The sequence below is a fragment of the Escherichia sp. KTE114 genome, from assembly GCF_000407765.1.
Lineage (GTDB): Bacteria > Pseudomonadota > Gammaproteobacteria > Enterobacterales > Enterobacteriaceae > Escherichia > Escherichia ruysiae.
In genome coordinates this window covers 1-2,000 of sequence record NZ_KE136628.1, presented here as the reverse complement: position 1 = coordinate 2,000, position 2,000 = coordinate 1, and the positions used below count along the sequence as shown (strand labels likewise).

The following is a 2,000-nucleotide window of genomic DNA, read 5'->3' as shown; positions in this document are numbered from 1 at the left end:
TAGTGCCGCGTTAACTGCACTGACAAGTGTTGGACGTGCAATTCTTAGTAAGCCCAGTATTCAGAGCGTTCTTAATTACCTTGGTTTGGGAGAAGCGGCAAAACGGAATGTGGGGACAGGGGCGAATCAGATACCTGATATGGGTAGCTTCACGCTTTCTGTTTCAGGTACTGGATATCAAAAATTACCATCAGGTTTTATTCTTCAGTGGGGCTCAATCGGCGCACCAGGCATTGCACAGGATGTAGTAACTCATTTCCCGATTGCATTTCCAAACAGATGTCTGCGTGTTTTGGTCTCACAAGACTACACACCAGATAGCGGGGCTGTTGGTTATATTGCCTGTGCAGGTTTTAGTCCCGACCCGGTTAAATTTATATCCAGAGCCAGTACTCCTGGCCTCGGCGCTTCATTTTTAGCGTTAGGCTGTTAATTTAGCTATATGGAGTGAAAAATGAATTACATATATTCCGCGACTACAAACTCTTTCTATCCGCTGGAGATGAAAGAGGATTACACTCAAGCAGACTCATGGCCAGATGATGCTGTTGAAGTTGATGAGCAAGTGTATATTGAGTTTTCCGGATTACCGCCGAAAGGAAAAATCCGTATCGCTGGAGAAAATGGTTTTCCTGCATGGTCTGAAATTCCACCACCAACACATGAGGAACAGATTGCTGCAGCCGAACTGGAAAAGCAGCAACTGATTAATCAGGCCAACGATTATATGAACAGTAAACAATGGCCTGGTAAAGCGGCTATTGGTCGTCTGAAAGGTGAGGAACTGGCGCAATATAATTTGTGGCTGGATTATCTGGACGCACTGGAACTGGTTGATACCTCCAGAGCTCCAGATATTGAATGGCCTACGCCTCCGGCAGTTCAGGCCAGATGACATTCGGCGCGGTGCTGGTATCTGTTGCCGTCACTGCGTCAATGTAATCCAGCACAGCGTTAAGTCGGGTGGTTTCTGCCTGCGTCAGCTTCCGTCCGGCCTGTAGTTTCAGTTGAATCAGACTAATGGAAGCCATTGCAGTATCAATCAGTGACTGACGCTGTGCTTCTGCCGCGCCTACTGCGGCGCTATGCTGTGCCACAGTATCTGTTACCCATTTCTCACCATCCCATTCATCGTATGGCGTTAACGGGGCGATAGTGGTTGTATTTTCAGGATAATCACCCGGACCTGTGATTTCTTTCGATTCTCCCGTTTCGGTGTTATAGACAACTTCACCGCGATGGTCTGGCACATATTCCCATGAGTTTAAATCTGCCGAACGGCAGATTGCATAACCAGCCTTATGTGTGCCAGGAGCATCTAAACAGGAATATGCAGGGATACCGACACCCACAGCAAGATATTCAGTTGATGCAGAAATATACTCCCGTGTCTCACTGTCATAGTTGTAAACGATGATGTTTCCTGCCTGTACGGCAATAAGTTCATTATTCAATATCGCGCTATTCATTATGCAGCTCTCACAATATAGTTAAATGCAATATTTCTCGGACGGGTTTCACGCCCACCAGGAATTTGAAAAGCATTAGCGGTTGTAGATCCGACTTCCTGATTAATTCCTGTTGTATAAATACCACTCACACCATTTTGCAATGCAAATACTGTTGCGGTTCCAGGCCCACCACCTGGCCCAAAATACTTAAGTTCGAACTTTTTAATATCATCACTCTGAATATTCAATAAAGCACGTCCTGTATCAATGCCGCGTCCATCATCCCAGCCACGAATAAACTCACCGCGTAAATCAGGTAATTTTAACGTTGGGTAAGCCTTTGCCAGATTTGGGTACTTTTCAGAAGAAAATGCTGCACCATTGCATTTCAGCCAGCCTGTTGGCGGAGTGGCTGAAGGCCACGGAACAGGGACACCAACAGGTAATGCAGAGCCTTCTCCCAAACCAACGTTTTTAACTTCGTGAACAGAGCTATCTAATAGCATTTTCACTAACATAAACGGGATGCTTTTTATGCAAATTGGCTAT

Annotated in this window: 4 protein-coding genes; 2 read left to right on the top strand and 2 right to left on the bottom strand. The window is 45.8% G+C overall.

Going from position 1 to position 2,000, the window contains the following annotated elements; genetic code table 11:
- Together WC5_RS24515 and WC5_RS00240 are read left to right on the top strand one after the other, a co-directional pair.
- Positions 1 to 433, top strand: a 433-nt coding sequence (locus WC5_RS24515) for a gp53-like domain-containing protein (RefSeq protein ID WP_016231852.1), incomplete at its 5' end; no start/stop codon positions are given.
- Positions 434 to 454: 21 nt separating this feature from the next.
- Positions 455 to 895, top strand: a complete 441-nt coding sequence (locus tag WC5_RS00240; RefSeq protein WP_016231849.1) for a tail fiber assembly protein — start codon at positions 455 to 457, stop codon at positions 893 to 895.
- Here WC5_RS00240 and WC5_RS00245 read toward each other — a convergent pair.
- Positions 867 to 1,469 carry a tail fiber assembly protein gene (locus WC5_RS00245; RefSeq protein ID WP_016231848.1) on the bottom strand — a complete coding sequence of 201 codons (603 nt, stop codon included), beginning with the start codon at positions 1,467 to 1,469 and terminating at the stop codon, positions 867 to 869. The genes WC5_RS00240 and WC5_RS00245 overlap by 29 nt on opposite strands.
- Positions 1,469 to 1,969, bottom strand: a complete 501-nt coding sequence (locus WC5_RS00250) for a phage tail protein (RefSeq protein ID WP_016231851.1) — start codon at positions 1,967 to 1,969, stop codon at positions 1,469 to 1,471. Before WC5_RS00250 ends, WC5_RS00245 begins: the two co-directional genes overlap by 1 nt.
- Between the last annotated feature and the right edge of the window lie 31 nt (positions 1,970 to 2,000).

Bases quoted from the DNA above. Each gene is read 5' to 3' on its own strand.
- WC5_RS00245 (WP_016231848.1), bottom strand. From the start codon at position 1,469: ATGAATAGCGCGATATTGAATAATGAACTTATTGCCGTACAGGCAGGA.
- WC5_RS00250 (WP_016231851.1), bottom strand. From the start codon at position 1,969: ATGTTAGTGAAAATGCTATTAGATAGCTCTGTTCACGAAGTTAAAAAC.
- WC5_RS00240 (WP_016231849.1), top strand. From the start codon at position 455: ATGAATTACATATATTCCGCGACTACAAACTCTTTCTATCCGCTGGAG.